The organism is Hominifimenecus sp. rT4P-3 (assembly GCF_051055405.1).
In the GTDB taxonomy this organism is placed as follows: domain Bacteria; phylum Bacillota; class Clostridia; order Lachnospirales; family Lachnospiraceae; genus Pseudolachnospira.
The window spans coordinates 2,887,589-2,912,497 of the sequence record NZ_CP167068.1 but is presented as its reverse complement, the minus strand read 5'-3'; the positions used below and the strand labels follow the sequence as shown (position 1 = coordinate 2,912,497).

Here is a 24,909-nt window from a genome sequence, read left to right as displayed (position 1 = left end):
AAATTACCAGAGTTTCTTTGTGCAAGCGACAGCCAAAGCTCCAGGGCCGATATGGCAGGAAACGCTGAGGGACAGGGGGTCCATGACAATATCCTGTTTAGGGAAAATTTGCTGCACTTCCTCGTAAAAGTGCTCGGCTTCCTCCCGGCTGCCGCTATAAGCCAACTGTAAGTTCATGCCAGAACCCTGCTCGTCCGAGCCGAAGCGCTCCAGAAAATCGTGCTGTATGGCCTTGATCATCAGGCTTTTGGCCTGTTTGATGGATCTTGCCTTAGCATAGGCATCCAGTTTTTCTCCCTGGATCTGAAGAACCGGCTTTAATTTCAATAAAGTTCCAATGGCAGCGGCCGCCGGTGTAATGCGTCCGCCCTTTTTTAAATAATCTAACGTATCCACCATGATATAAATGCTGGAATCGTACTTGGTATCTTCCAAAATCTTTTTGATTTCCTGGGCGTTTTTCCCTTCTTTGGCCAGACGTAAGGCATCCAACACAGACTGGCGCTGTGTGACAGAGATTCGTTGGTTGTTTACGACTTCTACCTTCCCCTCATAGTCGGCCGCCAGCGCGGCAGCTGTCTCGCAGGAACCGCTGAGCCCGCTGGACATCGGAATATGAACTACCTGATCATAGGAATTTAATAGCTCGTCCCACAGATCCAATACGCCTGCGACGACAGGTTGGGAGGTAGAAATGTTAGCCCCTGACGCTAACATTTGATAGAACTGTTCCTGAGACAGATCAATATCCTCATAGTACATTTTTTCATTGATATAGAAAGGCATGGGAAGAACTCGCACGCCAATAGTAAGCGCCTGCGCCTGGGTAATACCGCTGTTGCTGTCCGTAACGATTGCTACTTTGCTCATTTTTTCTCCTCAATTTTTCGGATATAAGTTCAAAAGACGTTAACTTTTATTATATCGGGTAGACCCCTGTTTTGACAAGGGAAAACGAAAAAACTTTTCCTAGAACTTGCTTTTTCGCTTTAAATCTAGTAAAATGTTATTCTGGTTGAAAATAAAGTTGACAATTTGTATTGGGAGATCAATATGGGAATGATCAAGACGGACCGTCTGGTTTTTGAATATATTAGAAAAGATGAAGAAAATCAGATTGAGGAAGTCATGCGAGCCGTGGACGGCGTTAGTCTGGACATCGAGAAGGGGCAATTTGTGGCGATACTTGGACGAAATGGCTCCGGAAAGTCTACATTGGCGAAGCATATGAATGCGCTTTTGTTCCCGACAGACGGTGTGATTTGGGTCGGGGATAAAGATACGCGAGAAGAAGAAAATTTGTGGGAAGTGCGGCAGAGCGCAGGTATGGTGTTCCAAAATCCGGATAATCAGATCATTGCTACCGTAGTGGAGGAAGACGTTGGTTTTGGGCCGGAGAACATCGGAGTTCCGTCTGCGGAGATTTGGAAGCGCGTGCAGGAAAGTCTGGAGGCTGTGGGCATGACGGCTTACCGGAAGGCATCTCCGAATCATCTTTCCGGTGGTCAAAAACAACGGGTGGCAATCGCGGGAGTGATGGCCATGCGCCCGCAGTGTATTGTGCTGGATGAACCGACCGCAATGTTAGATCCCAATGGACGGCAAGAGGTGATTCGAACGGTACGGGAGCTGAACCAGGCCGAAGGGATTACTGTTATTTTGATCACCCACTATATGGAGGAGACTGTTTTTTCAGACCGGATTTTTGTGATGGATCGAGGAAAAATCCAGATGGCGGGGACGCCGCGGGAAATCTTTTCTCAGGTGGAAGAATTGAAAGCGCTTCACCTGGATGTTCCTCAGGTGACGGAATTGGGAGCGGCTCTTGCAGCTTCCGGTCTGCCGTTATCCTCAGGGATTTTGACGATTTCAGAATTGGTACAAGCGCTGGTAGAAGCTCGTGAGTCTGGCGCCTGCATCCAGAGCGTAAATCAGATGATGGAGAAACAAGAAGAGCCGGAGCCTGAGGCAGGAGAATCGATACTGGAACTTCGGGATGTAACCTATCGATATGGCCGGGGAACGCCGATGGAGGTCAAGGTATTAAAGGAGATCTCTTTTGCAATTCCCAAGGGACAGTTTCTCAGCATTATTGGACATACCGGCTCTGGCAAATCTACATTGATTCAGCATTTAAACGGACTATTAAAGCCGGATTCTGGGGAGGTGCTTTTCCATGGGGAGAGCATTTACCGGGAAGGTTACGATAAGCGGATTTTACGAGGAAAGGTTGGCCTGGTGTTCCAGTATCCGGAGCATCAGTTGTTTGAGGAAACTGTCTTTGCAGACGTCTGCTTTGGACCGAAAAACCAGGGGCTTCCCAAGGAGCAGATAGAGGCGCGGGCCAAGGAGGCTCTTCGGTTAGTTGGGATGGATGAGAGCTTTTACACCCGCTCTCCCTTTGAGCTTTCTGGCGGTCAAAAACGCCGGGCTGCCATTGCAGGCGTGTTGGCCATGGAGCCGGAGGTTTTGGTTTTGGACGAGCCGACGGCAGGCTTAGACCCGGGGGGACGGGATGAGATTTTGGATCAAATCAAAAAACTCCATGAAGAAAAGGGGATGGCTGTAGTCTTGGTTTCTCACAGCATGGAAGACGTGGCCAGGTATGCGGAACGCCTGCTTGTTCTGGAAGATGGTAGGATTGCCTATGACGGAACGCCGCGAGAGGTATTCCGTCACTATCGGGAATTGGAAACGATGGGTTTGTCGGCGCCGCAGGTGACGTATCTGGCGGAAGAGCTAAGAAAGAACGGATTTTCTTTGCCGGGGGATATTACCACGGTGGAGGAAGCGAAACAGGCCATTGAGAATGCGTTTGCGGGTATCGATGGCGGCAGAGAAACACAGCCGGTAAGAAATTGAGGTTGGAAGTATGCTGAGAGATATTACGTTGGGCCAATATTATCCGGTAGCCTCGCCGATTCATCGGCTGGACCCTCGGACGAAATTGATGGGAACGCTGGTGTTTTTGATTTCGCTGTTTGTGGCGGATAGCTGGTATTGCTATCTGCTGGCGACGGTCTTTCTGGGCGCCTGTATTCGAATTTCCCGAGTGCCGTTAAGCTTTATTCTGCGGGGACTGAAGGCGGTGATCTTTCTCCTGCTGTTCAGCGTTGTGTTTAATTTATTTTTAACCGACGGAGATGTGTTGGTTCGATTTTGGATTTTTAAGATTACAAAACAAGGTCTGCTGCAGGCCGGTTATATGGCTATTCGGCTGATTTACCTGATTATGGGCTCTTCCCTGATGACATTTACGACCACGCCTACTTCGTTGACAGATGGATTGGAGCGGGGATTAGGTTTTTTAAAAATTGTCAAGGTTCCGGTTCATGAAATTGCCATGATGATGTCAATTGCTCTGCGGTTTATTCCGATTTTGACGGAGGAAGCGGATAAGATCATGAAGGCGCAGATGGCGCGGGGAGCGGACTTTGAATCTGGGAGCTTGATTCAAAGGGCAAAGTCTCTGATTCCTCTTCTAGTGCCGCTTTTTATCTCGGCGTTTCGCCGGGCTGCGGATTTGGCCATGGCCATGGAAGCCCGCTGCTATCGCGGAGGGGAAGGACGGACCAAGATGCACCCGCTGAAGTATGCGGGGAGGGATGGCGTTGCATATGGATTATTGGCAGGGTATTTGGGGATCATGATTGTATTGAAGGTATCGATAGTAATTTAAAAATAAAATTTGAATTTTGGGGAAGACTTGATTTTGCTAACGGTGCATGTTATAATGCTCGTAAGCAAGGAAAGAAATTGTATCCGCAAGGACACAAACGAAATCCCCAGAGGGCTAGCTCTGGGGATTTCTTCTCTTTTTTGGACGGTAGAGCATCCGTTAGGCTAGTTGTCACTGTCATCGCCGTCTAACCATTTGCAGATATAGTAACTAATAATACCTGCCGTAACGGAGATCAAGAAAGAAACGATTAACTCCACAAGGATACTCACCCCCTCCCGTTGCCGGATTGGGTATGACAACAAAAATAGTGTATCAGATTCGACAAAAAAAGACAATCCCAAATTAGACACTTGTAGTCCACGCGAAATGGATTAAAAGAGTAAATAAAAAAGCTGTCGTTTTACGATTTTTTATCGTTAAAACGACAGCTTCTTATGATTGCATTTCCTAAATTCTATTTTTTCTTCTCGTTTTTGTCCTTCTTAAAGCGGGCAAAAAATCCTTTTTTCTTTTGGGGAGCCTGGATGCTTCCTCCGCGAACGCTCTTGATAGAGACGATATAGATCCCGCTGACTTCCACTTTGACCTCTTGCTTTACCGGGAGTACGTCCCAGACGGCGCGGTCGGCGGCCAGCACCATGATTTTCGGACCCACCTTGGCTTTGACGATGGGAAGCTTGGACCAGCGCAGATATTTGGGCGTCTGATCGATCACCATTTGGGGAAGTCCGGATTCTTTGACTTTTAACCTCTTCTTGTCAATGATCAGCATGGAGACGGTTTGTTTCATCGCTTCCATCTGGACGCTGGCTTCGGCTTGCTTTTTTTGCATCCGGCGGCCAACAAAATAAAGAACCACCAGGATAGCCAGAATGACTAAGAGGATAATCGTAATAATTTGCCAAACTGACATATTTGTTCCTCCACTCTTATTTCATTATCTTCCATGGCCAAGACGCGTGCGCATTTTGACCGATAAAGATAGGATTTTGGGGTAAATCCTACCTGATTATAGCATCGGTCCGGAGGGCTTGCAAGTAAAAGTTAAGAGGAAATGGAAAAAAGCTGATTTCTAAATATTGATTTGAACGCTCAAAAAGTGGATAGAATGGGAGAGAGATACCAAAAAACAAAAGAACATTGTCTTTTTGGTAAAAAGAACTGGAAAAGATACAGGAAAAGAATGGATAAATAGAGGGGAAACTGGAAAAAAAGTCGTTGACAGGCTGGCTTTTATTTGATATTCTAAAATGTACACTATTGTGGTGATGTATGCCTATCCCACATAGGAGTGTAAATATAGATTAAATATAGGGGTGAATCGTCTATGGAGAATTGCAGAATGCGCCCGGTGAAGGCCGGAAAGGGCGTGCGAATGAGTTACTCAAGACAAAAAGAAGTGCTGGGAATGCCAAACTTCATCGAAATTCAGAAGGATTCCTACCAGTGGTTCTTAAATGAGGGGCTAAAGGAAGTATTTGAAGACATTTCTCCAATCGCCGATTTTAGCGGCCACCTCAGTCTGGAATTTGTTGACTTTACTTTGTGCAGAAATGACGTAAAATATTCCATAGAAGAGTGCAAAGAAAGAGATGCCACCTTTGCAGCCCCACTGAAGGTAAAGGTTCGTCTGATTAACGAAGAAACCAGTGAAATCAAAGAACATGAGATTTTTATGGGCGACCTGCCGCTGATGACGGAGACAGGCTCTTTTGTGATTAATGGAGCGGAGCGTGTTATTGTCAGCCAGTTGGTGCGTTCCCCCGGCATTTACTACGGCGTATCCCACGATAAGATTGGGAAAAATCTGTATGCCTGTACCGTGATCCCAAATCGCGGCGCTTGGCTGGAATATGAAACAGATTCCAACGATGTGTTTTACGTCCGCGTAGATCGGACCCGTAAGGTGCCGGTGACGGTACTGGTGCGTGCCCTGGGTGTTGGAACCAATGCGGAGATCGTGGAACTCTTCGGAGAAGAGCCCATGATTATGGCCAGCTTTGGCAAGGATACGGCGACCAATGCCGACGAGGGACTTTTGGATTTGTACAAGAAGATCCGTCCGGGCGAGCCGCTTTATGTGGACAATGCCAGAAGTCTGTTGGAGAGCATGTTCTTTGATCCGAGAAGATACGATCTGGCGAAGGTAGGACGTTACAAATTTAATAAAAAGCTTCATTTAAATAAGAGAATCGTCGGTCATACCCTGGCTGAAGATGTCATTGATATGGAAACCGGAGAGGTTTTAGCGGAAGCAGGAACTGCTGTTACCAAGGAATTGGCGACGGAGATCCAGAATGCAGGCGTACCCTTTGTATGGCTGCAAGGGGAGGAGCGCAAGATTAAGATTCTCTCGAATTTGATGGTCGACATGTCCGGATACGTGGATTTTGATCCGATGGATGTGGGCGTCCGTGAGAACGTATTTTATCCCGAATTGATGAATCTTCTGGAGCAATTCCCCGATCCGGAAGAATTAAAAGAAGCGGTGAAACGGAACATTTCGAATCTGGTTCCCAAGCATATCACGAAGGAGGATATCTTCGCCTCCATCAACTACTGCATGCACCTAAGCGAAGGAATTGGCAACAGCGATGATATCGATCATCTGGGAAATCGTCGAATCCGTGCGGTGGGAGAACTGCTCCAGAATCAGTATCGTATCGGTTTGTCCCGGATGGAACGTGTGGTGCGGGAGCGCATGACGACTCAGGATCAGGAAGATATTTCGCCCCAGTCGTTGATTAACATCAAACCGGTAACAGCAGCGGTAAAAGAATTCTTTGGAAGTTCCCAGCTGTCTCAGTTTATGGATCAGAACAATCCGCTGGCGGAACTTACCCATAAGAGGCGTCTGTCCGCTCTGGGGCCCGGCGGTTTGTCCCGTGACCGCGCTGGATTTGAAGTCCGTGACGTACATTACTCCCATTATGGAAGAATGTGCCCTATTGAGACGCCGGAAGGTCCGAACATCGGTCTGATCAACTCCCTGGCGACTTACGCCAGAGTCAATGAATACGGTTTCATTGAAGCGCCGTACCGTGTGGTTGATAAGACGGACCCGAAGAATCCTGTGGTTACCGACGAGGTGGTTTATCTGACTGCCGACGAGGAAGATAACTACATCGTGGCGCAGGCGAACTCTCCTTTGGATGAGGATGGCCATTTTATCAATAACAATGTGGCGGGCCGTTTCCGGGAGGAAACTTCCGAGTTCCAAAAACAGAAAATCGACTTGATGGATGTATCGCCGAAGATGGTATTCTCGGTGGCGACTTCTATGATACCGTTCCTGGAAAACGATGATGCAAACCGTGCTTTGATGGGGTCAAACATGCAGCGTCAGGCAGTACCGCTGATGATTACCGAAACTCCGATTGTCGGAACCGGTATGGAAAGCAAAGCGGCTGTAGATTCGGGCGTGTGCGTGGTGGCAAGACGTGCGGGCGTGGTAGAGAAGGTTTCTTCCGATTCCATTACCGTAAAAGTGGAAGATGGAAATCGGGACGAGTATCATCTGACCAAATTTAAGAGAAGCAATCAGAGCAACTGCTATAATCAGAAACCGATTGTAAACAAAGGCCAAATCGTGGAGAAGGGCGAAGTTTTAGCCGACGGTCCCTCCACCAGCGGCGGTGAAATCGGCCTTGGAAAGAACCCGTTGATTGGGTTTATGACCTGGGAAGGCTATAACTACGAGGACGCGGTGCTTTTGAGCGAGCGTCTGGTCCGCGACGATGTTTATACATCGATTCATATTGAAGAGTACGAGGCGGAAGCCCGGGATACCAAGTTAGGGCCGGAAGAGATTACCCGCGATGTACCGGGCGTCGGCGACGATTCCCTGAAAGATCTGGACGACCGCGGTATCATCCGTATCGGCGCGGAGGTACGTGCCGGCGATATTCTGGTTGGAAAGGTGACGCCGAAGGGCGAAACCGAGCTGACCGCGGAGGAGAGGCTGCTGAGGGCGATCTTTGGCGAGAAGGCCAGAGAGGTGCGGGATACTTCTTTGAAAGTTCCCCATGGAGCTTATGGTATCGTGGTAGACGCCAAGGTCTTTACCAGAGAGAACGGCGACGAGCTGTCTCCGGGCGTCAACGAGACCGTCCGTATCTATATTGCCCAGAAGAGAAAGATTTCCGTCGGCGACAAGATGGCAGGACGTCATGGTAATAAGGGCGTTGTGTCCCGCGTGCTGCCGGTGGAAGATATGCCGTATCTGCCCAATGGCCGGCCGCTTGATATTGTTTTGAATCCTTTGGGCGTGCCTTCCCGTATGAATATCGGTCAGGTTTTGGAGACACATTTGAGCCTTGCTTCCGAGGCCCTTGGCTTTAAGGTCATTACTCCGGTATTTGACGGCGCCAATGAGGACGATATTATGGATACGCTGGAACTGGCAAACGATTATGTCAATTCCAGTTGGGAAGATTTTGAGACAAAATACAAAGGCGTTGTCCGCGACGACGTAATGCAATATTTGGGAAGCCACCTGGAGCACCGGGAGGTTTGGAAGGGCGTGCCGATTACCAGAGAAGGAAAGGTCCAGCTGCGCGACGGCCGGACCGGTGAGAACTTCGACGGAAAGGTTACCATCGGACACATGCACTACTTGAAGCTGCACCATCTGGTAGACGATAAGATCCATGCGCGTTCTACCGGTCCTTACTCTTTGGTTACGCAGCAGCCTTTGGGCGGTAAAGCTCAGTTTGGCGGCCAGCGTTTCGGAGAGATGGAAGTGTGGGCTTTGGAAGCTTATGGCGCCGCTTATACGCTCCAGGAGATTTTGACTGTGAAGTCGGATGATGTGGTGGGCCGTGTGAAGACCTACGAGGCGATCATCAAAGGCGGAAATATTCCGACTCCTGGCGTGCCGGAATCCTTTAAGGTTCTTTTGAAAGAACTTCAGTCTCTGGGACTGGATGTCAAATTGCTGCGCGATGATGGAACTGAGGTAGAGGTCAAAGAAAACGTGGATTACAATGAAAGAGATCTGCGTGCGGTGATCGAGGGAGACAGAGAACCTCGTCACCAGGAGTCCTTCAGCGCTCACGGTTACCAGGAACAGGAATTTTCTGACGGCGAGCTGGTAGATGTGGACCCGGAAGAAGACGAGTTGCTGGAAGATTTGGATGGGTTGGGAGAAGCGGATCCCGACGAGGTCGATTTTGACGAAGAATAAGAGAGGAGAACAACATGCCTGCAATGAACAATGAGGATAATTACCAACCATTGATATTTGATGCAATTAAAATAGGCCTGGCGTCTCCGGAAAAAATCTTAGATTGGTCCCATGGAGAAGTGAAAAAGCCGGAGACCATCAATTACCGTACCCTGAAGCCGGAAAAAGACGGCCTGTTCTGCGAGCGCATTTTCGGACCCAACAAGGACTGGGAATGCCATTGCGGAAAGTATAAGAAGATTCGCTACAAAGGCGTCATCTGCGACCGCTGCGGCGTGGAAGTAACAAAGGCCAGCGTCCGCCGCGAACGGATGGGGCATATTGCTCTGGCGGCGCCTGTATCTCATATTTGGTATTTTAAAGGGATTCCGAGCCGAATGGGATTGATTTTAGATTTGTCCCCTCGGACATTGGAAAAGGTTCTTTACTTTGCCTCCTATATTGTTTTGGATCAGGGGAGCACGGAACTTCAATATAAGCAGGTGCTGTCTGAGAAGGAGTACCGGGAAGCGGTGGAAAAGTATGGCCACAATCATTTCCGTGTCGGTATGGGCGCGGAGGCCATTCAGGAACTTTTGCGCGCCATTGATCTGGAAAAGGATTCCGCGGATCTGCGCTCCAAGCTGAAAGATGCCAGCGGCCAGAAGCGGGCCCGTATCATCAAGCGTCTGGAGGTCGTGGAGGCATTTAAGGCGTCCGGCAATAAACCGGAATGGATGATTATGGATGTGGTGCCGGTGATTCCGCCGGATCTGCGTCCGATGGTACAGTTGGACGGCGGCCGTTTTGCCACCTCCGATTTGAACGATCTGTACCGCCGGATTATTAACCGGAATAACCGATTGGCCCGTCTGTTGGAGCTGGGCGCGCCGGACATTATCGTCCGCAATGAAAAGCGGATGCTTCAGGAGGCCGTGGACGCGCTGATTGATAATGGCCGCCGTGGCCGTCCGGTTACAGGACCGGGGAACCGTCCGTTGAAGTCCTTGTCCGATATGCTGAAAGGAAAACAAGGCCGGTTCCGTCAGAATCTGTTGGGAAAACGTGTGGACTATTCCGGACGTTCCGTTATCGTAGTTGGACCGGAGTTAAAGATTTATCAGTGCGGACTGCCGAAGGAGATGGCGATCGAGCTGTTTAAGCCTTTTGTGATGAAAGAGCTGGTCGGCAGAAGCATCGCTCATAACATTAAGAGCGCGAAGAAGATGGTAGAGCGTCTTCAGTCAGAGGTATTTGACGTGTTGGAAGACGTGATCAAAGAGCATCCGGTGATGCTGAACCGTGCTCCTACGCTGCACCGCCTTGGTATCCAGGCCTTTGAGCCGATTCTGGTAGAAGGTAAGGCCATCAAGCTGCATCCGCTGGTGTGTACCGCGTACAACGCAGACTTTGACGGCGACCAGATGGCGGTTCACTTGCCGCTTAGCGTGGAAGCGCAGGCCGAGTGCCGATTCCTGCTGCTCTCCCCCAACAACTTGCTGAAGCCTTCCGACGGCGGCCCAGTGGCGGTGCCGTCTCAGGATATGGTTCTGGGTATCTACTATTTGACTCAGGAGCGTCCGGGCGTTCGCGGCGAGGGAAAGTATTTTAAGGATATCAATGAGGCGATTTTGGCCTACGAAAATAAAGAATTGGATCTTCACGCCCGCATTCACGTCCGTGTAACCAAGGAAGTGTCGGATGGCAGAGTGCTGACAGGAAATGTGGAATCCACGTTGGGCCGTTTTATCTTCAATGAGATCATTGAGCAGGATCTGGGCTTTGTGGACCGTTCGGTTCCGGGCAACGAGCTGAAGCTGGAAGTAGATTTCCATGTGGGAAAGAAAGGCTTAAAGCAGATTCTGGAAAAAGTAATTAACACCCATGGCACTACCGAGACCGCCGAGGTTTTGGACCGCATCAAGGCCATTGGTTACAAATATTCGACCCGCGCGGCAATGACCGTATCGATTTCGGATATGACGGTGCCGGCGAAAAAGAAAGAGCTGATCAAGGCGGCTCAGGATCAGGTGGATGTGATCAGCAAAAACTTCCGCCGTGGCCTGATTACCGAGGAAGAGCGTTACAAGGAAGTCATCGAAACCTGGAAGGAGACCGATGATATTCTGACGAAGGAACTGCTGGGGGGCTTGGATAAGTATAACAACATCTTTATGATGGCGGATTCCGGAGCCCGTGGTTCGGATAAGCAGATCAAACAGCTGGCAGGTATGCGTGGATTGATGGCGGATACGACCGGCCGAACCATCGAACTGCCGATCAAGTCCAACTTCCGGGAAGGTTTGGACGTTTTGGAATACTTTATTTCCGCTCACGGCGCCAGAAAGGGTCTGTCGGATACGGCTCTGCGTACAGCTGACTCAGGTTATCTGACCCGTCGTTTGGTAGATGTATCCCAGGATCTGATCATTCGGGAGGACGACTGTTCCGAGGGCGGCGAGATTCCGTCTCTGGAAATCCGTGCTTTTATGGACGGACAGGAAGTCATCGAGAGCCTGGAAGAGAGAATTACAGGCCGTACTCTGGCGGAGGATGTGGTGGATCCGACTACCGGAGAGATCGTGGGCCATGCCAATGAGTTGATGACGCCTAGAAAGGCGGCCGCAGTGATGAAGACCGGCGTAAAGTCGGTGAAGATTCGTACCGTACTCACTTGTCGTTCCCATGTGGGCGTCTGCGCGAAATGCTATGGTTCCAACCTGGCTACCGGCGATTCGGTGCAGGTGGGTGAAGCGGTTGGTATCATTGCCGCTCAGTCCATCGGCGAGCCCGGTACTCAGTTGACGATGCGTACTTTCCATACGGGCGGTGTAGCCGGTGATGATATTACCCAAGGTCTTCCCCGTGTAGAGGAGCTTTTTGAGGCGAGAAAGCCCAAGGGCCTGGCGATCATCGCGGAGATCGGCGGCGAAGTATATATCAAAGATACAAAGAAAAAACGCGAAGTGATCGTAACCGATCGGGAGACAGGAAACAGCAAGACGTATCTGATTCCTTACGGATCTCGGATCAAGGTGCAGGATGGCCAGATCTTAGAGCCGGGCGATGAGTTGACCGAAGGTTCCATCAATCCTCACGATCTGTTGAAGATCAAAGGGGTTCGCGCCGTGCAGGATTATATGATCCAGGAAGTGCAGCGCGTGTACCGCTTACAGGGCGTGGAGATCAACGATAAGCATATCGAAGTGATCGTGCGGCAGATGTTAAAGAAGATCCGCATTGAAAATAGCGGCGACAGCGAAATCCTGCCCGGAACTTCGATGGATGTTTTGGAATACGACGATATGAATCAGGAGTTGATTGCCGAAGGCAAAGAGCCGGCGGATGGTAAGCAGGTAATGCTTGGTATCACCAAGGCTGCTTTGGCGACAAATTCCTTCCTTTCAGCGGCATCTTTCCAGGAAACCACGAAGGTTTTGACGGAAGCTGCTATCAATGGTAAGGTCGATCCGTTGATCGGTCTGAAAGAAAACGTGATCATTGGTAAGCTGATTCCTGCCGGAACCGGTATGAAAAAGTATCGTTCTGTGAAGTTGGATACCGATGGAAGCGATCTTGTGGATGAGGAAGAAAGCATCGTGTATCCGAAAGAGGACAAATTTGTTCCTTCTCTGGACGAACCGGATGAGGAGGACGAGGAGCTGGATGATATCGATGAGGAATCCGAGGAAGAAATGACTTTGGAAGACCTGGAAGAATTACCGGAGGAAGAAGACGAATAGGTTTTCGGAGATTTTACAATTCCAAATTTCAAAAAGATTTTTGATTAAATAGAACAGGAAACGCCAGAACGGGAAAGCCGGTCTGGCGTTTCCTGTTTTATTCCATTCGAATTCCAGTGAAAAAATCTCTGCGGGAAAAGGTCTCGGAATATTTTGTAGAGTTTCGGAGCAAGTACTTCTAGGATTCCGAGAATTTGTAAAAAGCATGAGCAAAAATAAGAAACTCGCTGCGCTCAAACAGTCTTATTTTTGTTCATAATACAAATTTTCGGAACCTGAGAAGTACTAACGCTCCTGCAAATACAAAATATTCCGAGACCTTTTCCCGCAGAGATCTTTTCACCGGAATCCTATAGAAAGAATGCTTCGCTGTGTGAGGCAGGACTATCTGGACTGGATAAAAAAATTAAAACTGGATATTTTCACCACACCATATTTGGCGTTAGAATACCTTTAATTGACAAAGCGTGTATGCTCTTGTTTATGGAAGGTATATTCAGCTGACGAAGGAAAGAGGAGATGGTGAATATGGTACAGGAAAAAAATGAAAAGGTTTACCGGTTGGTATTGGCGGCTTTGATGGCGGCTCTTTGCTATGTGGGATACGCATTGCTGCCGGCATTAAACGCAGATGGGACAAAAATTCATTTTGGGAACGCCTTTGTGGTACTGGCAGCCTATCTTTTAGGCGGTCCTTACGGCGGCCTGTCAGGGGCTGTTGGTTTAAGTCTGGCAGATATTTTGGGTGGATTTGCGGAGTCAGCTCCCAGAACATTTTTGACAAAGCTGGTAATCGGATTGGTGGTTGGTTTGGTTGCCCACCGGATTGCCAAAATTTCGGAAGATCATCCGTCGTCCTATGTGTGGAAATGGTCGATCATCGCGGCAATTGCTGGGCTGGGGGTGAACTGCCTGTTTGAACCGGCGTTAAAATACGTCTGGTATACCCTTTTAATCCCCAATCCGGACAAAGCGGCTTCCGCCATCAAAGCTTTGCTGGCAGTGACCACCTATACCACGTTAATCAATGCGGTGACAAATTCGATTGTGGCCGTGATTTTATACAATGCGGTACGGCCGGCGTTAAGGCGCGCTGGGATGATACTTCCGGTGGGAAAACATCGGAAAACGGAACAGAGGTAAAGTGTGGAAAAAGATGAAATAAGAAACAATTGAAAAAGAAAAATAGCAAAAAAAAGAAGTAACAGGAGTAGAGAAAGAGACGGAAAATATAGACAAGGAGAAGGCAGCGATGAGAAGAAAAGACCGAGAGATGCCGGCAGAATTTGGAGAGCAGGTAGCGGATAAATGCGAGTGGGCGGTTCTTTCCATGATAGAGGAGGACGGCGCTCCTTATTGTGTGCCGTTAACCATTGTACGAGATGGGAACGCAATCTATTTTCACACGGCGAAGCAAGGGCAAAAGATCCATGCGCTCCGGAAAAATCCAAAGGTTTGCTTGGCTTGTGTCGGCGATACCAAGCGGGCTGCTCATGAATTTACAACGGAATATGAGTCGGCAATCATCCGGGGAATCGCCGAAGAAGTGACGGAAGATGCAGAAAAAATCCGTGCCTTGCGCCTCTTGTGCGAGCGCCATACGCCGACGAACATGGGCGCCTTTGATGGGGCGATCGCCGGCAGTCTGTTCCGGACCGGGGTTTGGAAAATTCAGATTCAGGAGATTTCTGCAAAGAGAAAGAAGTTGAAACAGGAATAAAAAACGGGACAAATTTGGTTTTAGAACCCCCTTTTTCGGCATATGTTACAGTAAGCGCCGGAAGGGGGATTTTTTTATGAGACGGTATATGGATACATTTTTGGGGTTGGTGATGCTGTTGATCATTAGCCTTCTGGCAAGCCAGGGCCTGGAAGCGGTGGCGGCTGGCAGCGTACCGGGAAAAAAGGTGGTGGTATTGGACGCCGGACACGGCGGTTCTGATCCTGGCAAGGTGGGAACCAACAACGCGCTGGAGAAAGAAGTGAATCTGGCGATTGCGAAAAAAGTGCAGGCCAAGTTAGAAGAGGCCGGCGTGGAAGTGCTGATGACCAGGGAGGACGACGGGGGCCTGTATCAGGAGGGGGATTCTAACAAGAAGATCGCGGATCTCAATGCGCGTTGCCGCCTGATCGAAAAGAGCGGCGCGGATATTACGGTCAGTATTCACCAAAACAGTTATCATGATAATAGCATCAGCGGTCCCCAGGTCTTTTACTATAAGGATTCTGCAGAAGGAAAAAAGCTGGCGGAGATTTTGCAGGCATCTTTTGACGGCGTAGTGGAAAAGAACACGAGGAAGGCAAAAGCCAATGATAATTATTACCTGCTTTTGCATACGAAGTGCCCGCTGGTGATTGTGGAGTGCGGTTTCCTGAGCAATCCGGGGGAAGCAGATCAATTGATCACCGAAGAATACCAAGAAAAGATTGCAGAGGCGGTCAGCCGGGGGATTTTGGGATATCTAAACGCGCAGACAACATAAAAAACATGACTTTTGCTTTATGATAATTGATAGGCTCAAAAGCCTGGGTATAAAAATATTCCAATATATTTTTATACCCAGGCTTTTTTGTTCTATAGGAAATTTCAACGAAATTTCCTATAGAACAAAAAAACGCTCCGCTAAGGAAGTACATCTGCGGGATGATGAAAATACTCCAAGGCAAAATCCCAAAAATCATTAGCGGCTTGGGAGAGGACGTTTCTCCTTTGTCTTGCCAGAAGGACCGAACGGGTTGTGGTATAGTGTTCGATTGTGAAAAAGCGCAATGTCGGGTCAATCTGTTTGGCTGCGGGAAGACAGACCTCTGGTAGAAATGCAATGCCTGCGCCTTCTGAAACGAGAAGGACCTTGAAGAAAAATTCATTTACTTCAAAGGCAACTCGCGGCGTAAATCCAACGACGTTGCTAAATGATTGGAGCATATCGTAGATATGCGCTTTATAGGGGTGCGCCTGAGCCATGACGATATAGGGAAAGTCCTTGGTTTCGTACAGATCAATGGAAGTCTTTTCCGGTGGATAGTCTTTAAATTTGGGAGACAGAACGACAAAATATTTTTCCTCGAATAGTTTACACGACACGGGAAAGTAGTTCTCGGCAGTATAGTGGCCGCTTTCACTGGCAGTCAAAACAATGTCGATATCCTTTCTTAAAGAATAAAGAGAACGGTAGCTGTAACGGAAATTTACTTCGGGTTTCTCTTGGTGATAAGAAAGAATACAACGGTTTAAGATTGGAGCAAATGCAAAGGTTCCAAGACGGACGGTACCGAGGACAGAGTTGTGAAGGTTTTTCATTGCCATTTTTGCCCTGTTCATAGAAATTAAGGTATCATCCGCATATTGGCAGAATAGCTGCCCGTGCTTGCTGAGACGCAGCCCTCTTCCAACGCGGTCAAAAAGCTGTACGCCTAATTCTGCTTCCAGGGCGGCGATGAGCTTGCTGATTTGTGGCTGTGAAGTATTTAAAAGGGACGCGACCGTGGACATGTTTTCGTATTGGGCAAGTAAAGAAAAGGCATGAAGCTGCTGCATTTCCATATGAGAGGTCTCCTTTCGTTTCAGCTGAAGGTATGAAGGAAGTATAACAAAAGTGAAGAGAAAGCACAAGATATATTTGATATATTGATTATAAAATAAGATAGATTAGACATTAATGATAATAAAAAGGAATGAATGAATATCAAATTGCGAATTGATTAAACTGATAAAATACTTATACTTTAAGATAAATACAAAAATAAATGGGGGGGGGGTAGAAATATTTTTATATAATGGGAAATTATAAAATAGAATAAAATAATTTGGGGAGGTAAAATATGCATAAGTACATCGCAAAAAGAGTGCTGATGTTGATTCCGGTTTTGTTGGGAATTACAATTTTGGTATTCCTGATGCTCCATTTAACGCCGGGAGATCCGGCCCGCAGTATGCTGGGGGACACGGCGTCCCCGGAGGAAATTGCAGCACTGCGGGAAGAACTGGGGCTGAATGACAATCTGGTCGTTCAGTACGGCCGGTATATGAAAGATTTGATCTTTCATGGGAGCCTAGGAACTTCTTACGTCAGTGGAAGAGACGTAATGTCAGAAATCCTGAACCGTTTTCCGACCACCATTCTTTTAGCGTTCTGCGGGATTATCGTTACGGTGATCATCGGCGTGCCGACGGGAATTATTGCGGCGGTCAAACAAAATTCCTGGATGGATAAGGTGGCTACGTTTATCGGATTGTTCGGAGTTTCTATGCCGGCTTTTTGGCTTGGACTTCTCTTGGCCCAATTTTTTTCCTTAAAATTGGGATGGCTTCCAGCCACCGGGTTCTACGGTCCCAAATATTGGATTCTCCCGGCGGTAACCGTAGGGCTGAATACCTCGGCGATGGTGATGCGGATGACCCGTTCTACCATGCTGGAGATTATCCGCCAGGATTATATTCGGACGGCGCGGGCTAAAGGAGTGAGAGAGAAAGCGGTTGTGATTCATCATGCGCTGAGCAACTGTATGATTCCTCTGATTACCGTAATCGGCCTGCAGATCGGCTCCCAACTTGGTGGGGCAATGGTAACGGAAACGATTTTTTCTATACCGGGATTGGGGAAATACTTGGTAGATTCTATCTCCAGCCGCGACTACCCCGTAATTCAGGGGGGAGTTTTATTTACCGCCGTCGTATTTAGCGTGGTAAATCTGTTGGTAGATATCCTTTATGCCTATGCGGATCCCAGAATTAAAACGCAGTATGCAAAGGCAGGCGGAAAGAAGCGAAACGAAAAGCTGGAAGGAAAGGAGGCATAGACGATGGGCTCAGTACAAAGCAGCGTTTTGACAGCTCCTACGGTAGAATTGAAAAAGAAGAGCCAGTGGGTTTCCGCCATCAGCCGGGTAAAGAAAAATAAGCTGGCTATGTTCGGATTAGCTCTTGTCATTCTTATGATTTTGGTGGCAGTTTTTGCGGATGTCATCGCGCCGTATCCCTATGAAGAGCAGCATTTGGCAGACAGCTTGCTGGGGCCTTGCGCCAGGTATCCGTTCGGTACGGATAAATTTGGCCGCTGTATCCTAAGCCGCGTGATTTACGGGGCAAGAACTTCCTTACTGGTTGGTTTTGCGGCGGTTACTCTGTCCACTCTGGCCGGCGGATGTATCGGAGCGGTGGCTGGCTATTTTGGAGGCGCCTTGGACAATGTCCTGATGCGGCTGATCGATATCATCCTTTCCGTCCCTCATATGCTGCTGGCAATTTCAATTTCTGCTATGATGGGCACTGGTCTGGTCAATACGATCGTTGCTATCTCCATCGGAGGCATTGGGGAATTTGCCCGGATCACAAGAGCGTCGGTGCTGTCGGTCCGCGATCAGGAGTACGTGGAGGCGGTAAAAGCAATCAGCGCAGGAAACGGCCGGATTATCTTTAAACACATTCTGCCAAACATTCTGGCTCCCTTGATTGTTCAGTATAGTCTAAAGATTGCTTCTTCGATTTTGGGCGCGGCCGGTCTAAGCTTTGTCGGCCTTGGCGTGCAGCCGCCGACGCCGGAATGGGGGGCCATGCTGTCGGCCGGACGCTCGTTGATCCGCTATAACTGGTGGCTGACGCTGTTCCCTGGTTTGGCAATTATGATTACAGTATATGGATTCAATCTGTTTGGCGACGGCTTAAGGGATGCGCTGGATCCCCGCCTGAAAGATTAGGAGGGAGCGGATGAATACGAAAAAGAACGCTTTATTGGAAATTCGGGATCTGGCGGTAGAGTACCGGACCGGAGACGGTGTTGTTCAGGCGGTAAACGGCATTGACCTTACAGTAAATAAAGGAGAAACCGTGGGGGTGGTCGGAGAGACCGGAGCGGGAAAGACGACGGTAGCTCTCTCCATTTTGCGCCTGATTTCCGACCCGCCAGGGCGGATTGTGCGGGGCGAAATCTTGTGGAAGGGAAAAGATCTGCTGAAGGAAAGCATTCCGGAGATGCAGAAAATCCGAGGGGATCACATTTCTATGATTTTTCAGGATCCGATGACCGCATTGAATCCGGTACATACGGTGGGGGAACAAATTGCTGAATCCGTAATCCTCCATCAAAACCTTCATCAAAAAGAAGCGGAAAAGGTGGCCAAAAAGACGTTGGAGTTAGTGGGAATTCCGGGAGAACGCTACTCGGATTATCCGCACCAGTTTTCCGGAGGCATGAAACAGCGGGTAGTCATCGCGATTGCCTTGGCGTGTAATCCGGAGCTTCTCATTGCGGACGAACCGACGACGGCCCTTGACGTGACCATTCAGGCTCAGATTCTGGATATGATGAATCAGCTGAAACGTGAGATGGAAATGTCTGTGATTATGATTACCCATGATCTGGGTATTGTGGCAGAGATGTGCGATCGGGTCGCGGTCGTCTATGCCGGGCAGATTGTGGAATGGGGAACCACCCGGCAGGTTTTTAAAAACACACTGCATCCCTATACGTTGGGATTGTTTGGTTCCTTGCCGGATATGAGCGCGGCGGATGAGCTTTCTTTTGACGAGCGGCGTTTAAAGCCGATCAGCGGCATGATGCCTGACCCGACCAGCCTGCCGGCTTGGTGCCATTTTGCCGAGCGGTGTCCTTATCAGACGGAGGCTTGTGTGAAGGAACCGGTTCCTCTGCGCGATATGGGAGAGGGCCATTTGGTTCGCTGCTGCCGTTGCCCGATTCTGGGAAAGGAGGAGTGAGAAATGCTATTGGAAGTCCAAGACCTGAAAAAGTATTTTCAGACTCCCGGCGGAACCCTCCACGCGGTGGACGGCGTCAGCTTTTCCATTGATAAAGGAAAAACCCTGGGAGTAGTGGGGGAATCCGGTTGCGGAAAATCAACGCTAGGCAGAGTGATTCTCCACTTATTAGATAGCACGGGAGGGAAGATCTTCTTTGAAGGGGAGGATATCACGAACGTCAGTAAAAAGAAACTGAAAGAATTGCAGCGAAGGATGCAGATTATCTTTCAAGATCCGTTTTCTTCCCTGAATCCCCGTATGACGGTCAGTGAAACAATTCGGGAACCGCTTTTGATTACAAAGCTTGTTCCGAAGACTCAGATCGACCGAAAAGTCAAGGAGATGATGGATATCGTCGGTCTGGCTCAGCGGCTGGTGAACAGCTACCCCCATGAATTGGACGGCGGACGCCGCCAAAGGATTGGCGTGGCGCGTGCCTTGGTGCTGAATCCCAAATTTATTGTCTGCGACGAACCGGTCTCCGCACTGGATGTCTCCATTCAAGCGCAGATTATTAACCTGCTGCTGGATTTGCAGAAAGAAATGGGGCTGACCTACATGTTTATCACCCATGACCTATCCGTAGTAAAGTATGTGTCCCACGATATCTGCGTGATGTATCTGGGTCAGCTGGTAGAAAAGAGCCCGGCGGCGGAACTGTTTAAACGGCCGGCGCATCCCTATACACAGGCGCTTTTGTCAGCAATTCCCATTCCTGATGTCGATCATCAGCAGAAACGGATTCTTTTAAAAGGGGAATTGTCCTCGCCAATCAATCCCAAACCAGGATGTCGATTTGCAGCAAGGTGCAATTTTGCAAAGCCGGAGTGCTTCGAGAAGCAGCCGGAGCTGAAGGAAATGGCTCCTAATCATTTCGTGGCCTGCCACTTTGCGGAAAATAAGAATCTATAAGGAGGAGAAAGATGAAGAAAAGATGGATAGCAGTAATGATGTCGACGGTTATGCTGCTGACGGCGGCCGGATGCTCCGGCGGAGAATCCGGTACAGCGCAGGCGCCAGGGACGGAAGGAAGCGGCGCGGCTGGAGGCGCCACCGCGGGAAACGTCAGTGTGGAGGCAACGGGCGAGAGCAGCAAGGATACGCTGATTATCGCCAATACGTCTGGCGAACCCGGCAACGTTCACCCTTATAACTCGGTGAGCATCGGAGCAAGTATGGTGCAGTATCTCATCTTTGAAGGACTGGTGTCCGTCGATACCAAGGGAGAAGTGTTGCCGGCTCTTGCCGAATCCTGGGAGGTAGATCAGGAAAAAATCACTTTCCATATCCGGGACGGCGTGACGTTCCATAATGGCGAAGCATTGACGGTGGACGACGTGGTTTTCTCTATCCAGGAGATGGCGAATTCGACCGGCGGAAAGGCTTCCAACTATACAGCCTGCGACGTGGAGAACATCACTACGCCGGATGAGAAGACCGTAGTGATTCCCCTGAAAGAGGACAATTCCGGGCAGCTTAGTTATTTTGGGGAGTTATTTATCGTCAATAAGAAGGCATACCAGGAGATGGGCGACCAGTATCAATATGAGCCGGTTGGCACAGGTCCCTTTAAGCTGACGGATTGGGTAGTCGGAGACGTGATGACCCTGGAACGATTTGACGATTACTGGGACGGTGCGCCGTTATTGGAAACCGTCAAGATCCGTACCATATCGGAGGTTTCTCAGGCGCTGATCGAAGTGGAGACCGGCGGAGCCGATATCATGATCAATCCGGACGGCAGCGATGTGGCGCGTGTTCTAAATGGGGAAGTTGGCGGAGTGAAAGCGATTACCGAACCGACCTTGATTCTTCGGAACAATAACGTGAACTTCAATCACAACTCTGAATATATGAGCAATAAGAAGGTGCGGGAAGCTATCGCTCACTGTATCGATCGGGAATCCTGGGCCAATATCATTTCGCCTGGTGTCGGCGTTCCGGCCTACAGCAGCGTGGCCGCTGGTATTTGGGGATTTGACGAGACCCTGGCGGACAATTATCCATATGCCTATGATTTGGAAGCGGCGAAAGCTTGTCTGGCGGAAGCGGGTTATCCGGACGGCTTTTCCTGTACCATTCTGACCGATGCCAGAACCTATCATCAGGCCCTGGTGGAGCTGCTGCAGGCATCTTTGTCCCAGGTGGGAATCGATCTGAAGGTGGATACCATGGAGCTGGCAAAGCAGAAAGAAATCATGGCGTCCGGAGAGGGCTTTGATTTGTTCCTGCTGGACAACGTAGGGCGCAGCGGCGATCATCTGTCCTGCCTGTGGCGGGATTCCAATCCAGAATTCAGCGGAATCGGTGGAACCAACTATCTGTTCTATACGGTAGAGAAAGAGGGCGCCAAGGAGTACGCCGAGTGTTTAGGGAAGATTCGAGCCTGCTATGACGATACCGAGAGGCTGGCTCTCTGCAAGGAAGGGCAAAAGATTTTTACCGACAATCTGATCTGGATTCCAGTCAATTCGATCCAGGCCTATGTATTGGCTACGGAGTCCCTACAGAATGTAACCTTTAGCGGAGACATTTTGAGAATCACAAATAAAACATTTTTTGAGTAAGAGAGGAATCTCGAATGAGTAATTTTAATCGTTTTGGCAACATGTCGCCGCCGCCGGAGCTGATGCGCCGTTCCTACCTGATGGCGGAGGAGCCATTTCACATTGTAGGAAATGTGTATTTTGTAGGAAATACCTGGTGCAGTTCCCATCTGATCGATACCGGTGACGGCTTGATCCTGCTGGACACCCCGTGTCTACCGGAACTGGCATATTTGCTGGATAATATTTGGCGGCTGGGATTTGATCCCAGACAGATCAAATATATTCTGGTGTCTCATGCGCATATGGATCACTATGGAGCGGTCCGTGCCCTGGTTCATCTGACGGGGGCGAAGACCTTAATGGGAGAGGTAGACGCGGCGGATATGGCGGAGCATCCGGAACGCTTTGAGAGGATGAATCTGGGAGGAGGCCGTTTTAATGAAAATTTCACGCCCGATATCCTCTTAAAAGACGGCGACGTGCTGGAACTTGGAAATACTAAGATCCGCTGTGTGCTGACGCCGGGACATACGATCGGCGTAATGTCTCACTTTTGGGAGACCGAAGAGGATGGGAAGACGTATCACGTGGGAATCTACGGTGGTGCAGGCTTTGTCACTCTCAGCGAAGACCGGTTAAAGGAATGCGGGCTGACGGTGGACATGAGAAAGGTTTTTGCACAGTCCATTGATAAGGTATGGGATGAGAAAGTGGACGTCATGCTAGGAAATCATCCATTCCACAATGATACCTATGAAAAGTGGGAGCGTGTAAAAAAAGGGGAAAAAGACGCGTTCATCGATCCAACGGAATGGCATCGATATCTTCAGGAGCTTCGCGACCGTTATCAGGAATTCCTGAAGCTTTCTCCGGAAGAGATAAAGAAAATGTACGAAAAGAGTTACTTCTTTGTGTACCGGGATAAAGCGGTTCCATATCTCTTCGGCGGTATTCCCGAAGACATGGCTTTGCCGGAAGCATAAGAATCAAGAAGTTTTTCATGGGAAATTCCAACGAGATTTCCCATAGAACGAAAACAGGAAAGGGGGCAGCACGGAAATATCCGTCTGCCCCTTTTCTCAATTTTTTCAATCCTTCTCACTTTTTCCTAAAACTCAAAGAACCTCCAACCCCCTGAAAAATGGAGAATTTTCCGGGGGTCTTTTTTCGTTTATGATGAACCCAAGCACCACTTGGCAAAACAAAACGTGAAAAGAAGGAGGGGATTTTGTGAAAGTTTTAAAGTGGCTGGAGCAATACCTGGAGGAAGGAATCTGCGTCATCTTACTGATCAGTTTGACCGTTGTTATGATGCTGCAGGTAGTTCTTCGATATTTCTTTCAAGCTCCATTGGTATGGCCGGAGGAATTTTGCCGTTACTGTTTTGTAGCGTCTGCTTTTATTTCCTTAGGTTATTGCTTCCGAACCAATTGTATGCTGCGTGTGGATATGCTGGTAAAGCGAGTGCCAAAAGTGATCGGAATCGGACTGGAGGTATTCGCCCGTGTCATGAGTATCGCATTTTGCGCGATCATGATCGAACCAGCCTTTCAGGTTGCAAAGAATGCGGCGGAGATTCACCAGGCAAGTCCGGCAATGAAGCTTCCGATGTGGATCCTTTACGGAATTGCACCGATTGGATTTGTTCTTGGAACAGCGCGTGGAATTCAAGATTTGGTCAAATATTTCCTGTCGCTGCGTAAGAAGGAGAAGGGGGTAGAGCTATCATGACTTTGTTTGTATTTGGCGTATTTTTTGTCTTGCTGGCATTGTCGGTTCCCATCTGCTTTGCTATGGGCTTTGCCACAATTACTCCGACATTGATGGACCCAAACTTTATGGCGGATCTGCAGTTCGTTGTCCGCAGTATGATTAAAGGCGTGGACAGTACGCCGATTTTAGCGATTCCTCTGTTTATGCTTTCCGGAGCGATTATGGCGACGGGCGGTTTGTCCAAAAAACTATTCGATGTTTTTGCTGTATTTATTGGAAAGATACCTGGAGGAATGCCCTGCGCGGTTGTCGTGACCTGCCTATTCTATGGCGCGATCTCCGGTTCCGGTCCGGCCACCTGCGCCGCCGTTGGTACCATGTGTATCCCGTTTTTGATGAATCTGGGATATGAGAAGCTGTTTTCCGCCTCTTTGGTCGCCACGGCTGCCGGATTGGGCGTTATCATTCCTCCCAGTATTCCTTATATTGCCTATGCGATGGTTACGGATACCTCTGTTGGAAATTTATTTATCGCCGGCATCATCCCTGGCTGTTTGATTGCCGCGGCATTGATGATCTATACGGTAGCGTATTGCCGTATCAAGGGCGAGGATCGTGCCCGTATTGAGAAAAATTATCGGGAATTGAGGAAAAAGGGGGTTTTCCATGTACTAAAGGATGGATTCTGGGCGCTATTGACTCCGGTTATTATTTTGGGCGGAATCTACAGTGGAATTGTAACTCCGACCGAAGCTGCCTGCGTGTCCGTGTTTTATTCCATTTTTGTCTGCCTGTTTATTTACAAATCCATCCGAGCAAAAGACCTGATCGGTTTCTTCCGGAGCGGGGTAAAGTCTTATGGGCCTTTGGCAGCTATGATGGCGTTGGCTCAGGGTTTTGTAAAGCTGATGGTCATTATCGATGCGCCGATTGCTATTTCGGAGTTCTTGTCCGGTACGGTTGGAAACAAAGTAGTTTTCCTGCTCATTTTGAACATTATCCTGTTTATTATGGGAATGGTGATCGACGTAGGGCCCGCCGTGATGATTCTTGGTCCGATGCTGCTGCCTTTTGCGGTTAGCTTAGGGATTGACCCAGTACATCTTGGCATCATTCTTACCTGTAACCTGGCGGTCGGTTTTGTGACCCCGCCCTTTGGCATGAACCTATTTGTGGCTGCCCCCATTATCCATGAGGACGCTATGGTAATAGGAAAGAAAGCATTACCATTGATTGGAACCTACTGTATTGCGTTGCTGATGATTACCTTTATCCCAGCACTCAGTATGGCATTGGTCTAA

Annotated in this window: 18 protein-coding genes; 15 read left to right on the top strand and 3 right to left on the bottom strand. The window is 48.9% G+C overall.

The window, feature by feature from the left end:
- Nucleotides 1-3 precede the first annotated feature (3 nt).
- The gene (locus tag ACCC71_RS13345; RefSeq protein WP_434310113.1) at nucleotides 4-870 is read right to left on the bottom strand and encodes a DegV family protein; all 867 of its coding nucleotides are present in this window, start codon (nucleotides 868-870) and stop codon (nucleotides 4-6) included.
- 183 nt (nucleotides 871-1,053) lie between these two features.
- On the opposite strand from ACCC71_RS13345, the gene ACCC71_RS13340 reads away from it, so the two are divergent.
- Together ACCC71_RS13340 and ACCC71_RS13335 are read left to right on the top strand one after the other, a co-directional pair.
- Entirely contained in the window at nucleotides 1,054-2,862 is a 1,809-nt protein-coding gene (locus tag ACCC71_RS13340) for an energy-coupling factor transporter ATPase (RefSeq protein ID WP_434310112.1), read from the top strand.
- A gap of 10 nt (nucleotides 2,863-2,872) precedes the next feature.
- A complete protein-coding gene (locus tag ACCC71_RS13335) occupies nucleotides 2,873-3,679 on the top strand; it encodes an energy-coupling factor transporter transmembrane component T family protein (RefSeq protein WP_434310111.1) in 807 nt (268 codons plus the stop codon).
- A 457-nt stretch (nucleotides 3,680-4,136) separates the two neighbouring features.
- Here the strand turns inward: ACCC71_RS13335 and ACCC71_RS13330 are convergent, their stop codons facing one another.
- Nucleotides 4,137-4,595 (bottom strand): hypothetical protein, encoded by a 459-nt coding sequence (locus ACCC71_RS13330; protein ID WP_434310110.1) that lies wholly within the window; start codon nucleotides 4,593-4,595, stop codon nucleotides 4,137-4,139.
- Nucleotides 4,596-5,009: 414 nt separating this feature from the next.
- On the opposite strand from ACCC71_RS13330, the gene ACCC71_RS13325 reads away from it, so the two are divergent.
- The 5 genes from ACCC71_RS13325 to ACCC71_RS13305 all read left to right on the top strand — a co-directional run bounded on the left by ACCC71_RS13325 (nucleotide 5,010) and on the right by ACCC71_RS13305 (nucleotide 15,072).
- Complete coding sequence (locus tag ACCC71_RS13325) at nucleotides 5,010-8,867, top strand: DNA-directed RNA polymerase subunit beta (protein ID WP_434310109.1); 3,858 nt, start codon at nucleotides 5,010-5,012, stop codon at nucleotides 8,865-8,867.
- Nucleotides 8,868-8,881: 14 nt separating this feature from the next.
- A complete protein-coding gene (gene rpoC, locus ACCC71_RS13320) occupies nucleotides 8,882-12,589 on the top strand; it encodes a DNA-directed RNA polymerase subunit beta' (RefSeq protein WP_434310108.1) in 3,708 nt (1,235 codons plus the stop codon).
- A gap of 528 nt (nucleotides 12,590-13,117) precedes the next feature.
- Entirely contained in the window at nucleotides 13,118-13,732 is a 615-nt protein-coding gene (locus ACCC71_RS13315) for an ECF transporter S component (RefSeq protein ID WP_434310107.1), read from the top strand.
- A gap of 109 nt (nucleotides 13,733-13,841) precedes the next feature.
- On the top strand, nucleotides 13,842-14,309 hold the full coding sequence (locus tag ACCC71_RS13310; RefSeq protein WP_434310106.1) for a pyridoxamine 5'-phosphate oxidase family protein: 468 nt from the start codon (nucleotides 13,842-13,844) through the stop codon (nucleotides 14,307-14,309).
- 76 nt (nucleotides 14,310-14,385) lie between these two features.
- Nucleotides 14,386-15,072 carry an N-acetylmuramoyl-L-alanine amidase gene (locus ACCC71_RS13305; RefSeq protein ID WP_434310105.1) on the top strand — a complete coding sequence of 229 codons (687 nt, stop codon included), beginning with the start codon at nucleotides 14,386-14,388 and terminating at the stop codon, nucleotides 15,070-15,072.
- A 140-nt stretch (nucleotides 15,073-15,212) separates the two neighbouring features.
- On the opposite strand, the gene ACCC71_RS13300 is transcribed toward ACCC71_RS13305, so the two are convergent.
- Nucleotides 15,213-16,133 (bottom strand): LysR family transcriptional regulator, encoded by a 921-nt coding sequence (locus ACCC71_RS13300; RefSeq protein WP_434310104.1) that lies wholly within the window; start codon nucleotides 16,131-16,133, stop codon nucleotides 15,213-15,215.
- 278 nt (nucleotides 16,134-16,411) lie between these two features.
- Here ACCC71_RS13300 and nikB point away from each other — a divergent pair, with 278 nt between their 5' ends.
- The 8 genes from nikB to ACCC71_RS13260 all read left to right on the top strand — a co-directional run bounded on the left by nikB (nucleotide 16,412) and on the right by ACCC71_RS13260 (nucleotide 24,909).
- Nucleotides 16,412-17,389 carry a nickel ABC transporter permease gene (nikB, locus tag ACCC71_RS13295; protein WP_434310103.1) on the top strand — a complete coding sequence of 326 codons (978 nt, stop codon included), beginning with the start codon at nucleotides 16,412-16,414 and terminating at the stop codon, nucleotides 17,387-17,389.
- Between the two features lie 3 nt (nucleotides 17,390-17,392).
- Entirely contained in the window at nucleotides 17,393-18,286 is an 894-nt protein-coding gene (locus ACCC71_RS13290) for an ABC transporter permease (RefSeq protein ID WP_434310102.1), read from the top strand.
- A 10-nt stretch (nucleotides 18,287-18,296) separates the two neighbouring features.
- Nucleotides 18,297-19,304, top strand: a complete 1,008-nt coding sequence (locus ACCC71_RS13285) for an ABC transporter ATP-binding protein (RefSeq protein ID WP_434310101.1) — start codon at nucleotides 18,297-18,299, stop codon at nucleotides 19,302-19,304.
- A gap of 3 nt (nucleotides 19,305-19,307) precedes the next feature.
- Nucleotides 19,308-20,258 carry an ABC transporter ATP-binding protein gene (locus ACCC71_RS13280; protein WP_434310100.1) on the top strand — a complete coding sequence of 317 codons (951 nt, stop codon included), beginning with the start codon at nucleotides 19,308-19,310 and terminating at the stop codon, nucleotides 20,256-20,258.
- Between the two features lie 11 nt (nucleotides 20,259-20,269).
- Nucleotides 20,270-21,913 carry an ABC transporter substrate-binding protein gene (locus ACCC71_RS13275; protein WP_434310099.1) on the top strand — a complete coding sequence of 548 codons (1,644 nt, stop codon included), beginning with the start codon at nucleotides 20,270-20,272 and terminating at the stop codon, nucleotides 21,911-21,913.
- Nucleotides 21,914-21,927: 14 nt separating this feature from the next.
- On the top strand, nucleotides 21,928-22,878 hold the full coding sequence (locus ACCC71_RS13270; RefSeq protein ID WP_434310098.1) for an MBL fold metallo-hydrolase: 951 nt from the start codon (nucleotides 21,928-21,930) through the stop codon (nucleotides 22,876-22,878).
- Between the two features lie 247 nt (nucleotides 22,879-23,125).
- Nucleotides 23,126-23,626: a TRAP transporter small permease gene (locus ACCC71_RS13265; protein ID WP_434310097.1), complete on the top strand. Its 501-nt coding sequence runs from the start codon at nucleotides 23,126-23,128 to the stop codon at nucleotides 23,624-23,626.
- Nucleotides 23,620-24,909, top strand: coding sequence for a TRAP transporter large permease (locus ACCC71_RS13260; protein WP_434311862.1), 1,290 nt, complete (start codon nucleotides 23,620-23,622; stop codon nucleotides 24,907-24,909). The genes ACCC71_RS13265 and ACCC71_RS13260 overlap by 7 nt, the downstream gene beginning before the upstream one ends.

What these genes read in the sequence shown, in the direction of transcription:
- ACCC71_RS13270 (WP_434310098.1), top strand. Translation starts at nt 21,928, where the DNA reads ATGAGTAATTTTAATCGTTTTGGCAACATGTCGCCGCCGCCGGAGCTG.
- ACCC71_RS13315 (WP_434310107.1), top strand. Translation starts at nt 13,118, where the DNA reads ATGGTACAGGAAAAAAATGAAAAGGTTTACCGGTTGGTATTGGCGGCT.
- ACCC71_RS13325 (WP_434310109.1), top strand. Translation starts at nt 5,010, where the DNA reads ATGGAGAATTGCAGAATGCGCCCGGTGAAGGCCGGAAAGGGCGTGCGA.
- ACCC71_RS13285 (WP_434310101.1), top strand. Translation starts at nt 18,297, where the DNA reads ATGAATACGAAAAAGAACGCTTTATTGGAAATTCGGGATCTGGCGGTA.
- ACCC71_RS13305 (WP_434310105.1), top strand. Translation starts at nt 14,386, where the DNA reads ATGAGACGGTATATGGATACATTTTTGGGGTTGGTGATGCTGTTGATC.
- ACCC71_RS13330 (WP_434310110.1), bottom strand. Translation starts at nt 4,595, where the DNA reads ATGTCAGTTTGGCAAATTATTACGATTATCCTCTTAGTCATTCTGGCT.
- rpoC (WP_434310108.1), top strand. Translation starts at nt 8,882, where the DNA reads ATGCCTGCAATGAACAATGAGGATAATTACCAACCATTGATATTTGAT.
- ACCC71_RS13310 (WP_434310106.1), top strand. Translation starts at nt 13,842, where the DNA reads ATGAGAAGAAAAGACCGAGAGATGCCGGCAGAATTTGGAGAGCAGGTA.
- ACCC71_RS13300 (WP_434310104.1), bottom strand. Translation starts at nt 16,133, where the DNA reads ATGGAAATGCAGCAGCTTCATGCCTTTTCTTTACTTGCCCAATACGAA.
- ACCC71_RS13345 (WP_434310113.1), bottom strand. Translation starts at nt 870, where the DNA reads ATGAGCAAAGTAGCAATCGTTACGGACAGCAACAGCGGTATTACCCAG.
- ACCC71_RS13340 (WP_434310112.1), top strand. Translation starts at nt 1,054, where the DNA reads ATGGGAATGATCAAGACGGACCGTCTGGTTTTTGAATATATTAGAAAA.
- ACCC71_RS13280 (WP_434310100.1), top strand. Translation starts at nt 19,308, where the DNA reads ATGCTATTGGAAGTCCAAGACCTGAAAAAGTATTTTCAGACTCCCGGC.
- ACCC71_RS13275 (WP_434310099.1), top strand. Translation starts at nt 20,270, where the DNA reads ATGAAGAAAAGATGGATAGCAGTAATGATGTCGACGGTTATGCTGCTG.
- nikB (WP_434310103.1), top strand. Translation starts at nt 16,412, where the DNA reads ATGCATAAGTACATCGCAAAAAGAGTGCTGATGTTGATTCCGGTTTTG.
- ACCC71_RS13290 (WP_434310102.1), top strand. Translation starts at nt 17,393, where the DNA reads ATGGGCTCAGTACAAAGCAGCGTTTTGACAGCTCCTACGGTAGAATTG.
- ACCC71_RS13335 (WP_434310111.1), top strand. Translation starts at nt 2,873, where the DNA reads ATGCTGAGAGATATTACGTTGGGCCAATATTATCCGGTAGCCTCGCCG.